Genomic DNA, 297 nt, shown 5'->3' on the forward strand with positions numbered 1-297 from the left:
GCAATATGACGCACAAGGACCTGGCCCTGGCCGAGATGTGTCGTGTGCTCAAGCCAGGTGGCCGCCTGCTGGTGCTTGAGTTTTCCAAGATCGCCGAGCCGCTGCGCAAGCCCTACGACTGGTACTCCTTCAACATCTTGCCCAAACTGGGCTCGCTGTTCGCCGGCGATGCCGAGAGCTACAAATACCTGGCCGAATGCAATATGACGCACAAGGACCTGGCCCTGGCCGAGATGTGTCGTGTGCTCAAGCCAGGTGGCCGCCTGCTGGTGCTTGAGTTTTCCAAGATCGCCGAGC

The 297-nt window shown here is 59.9% G+C and carries 1 protein-coding gene; it reads left to right on the forward strand.

Annotated elements, in window-relative coordinates; all coding sequences use genetic code 11:
- The coding region (locus BOQ64_RS22740; RefSeq protein ID WP_164975874.1) for a class I SAM-dependent methyltransferase at positions 1 to 297 on the forward strand (297 nt) is incomplete at both ends.

Origin of the sequence: Chryseobacterium sp. CH25, from assembly GCF_004119455.1 — a bacterium.
Classification (GTDB): Bacteria; Bacteroidota; Bacteroidia; order Flavobacteriales; family Weeksellaceae; genus Chryseobacterium.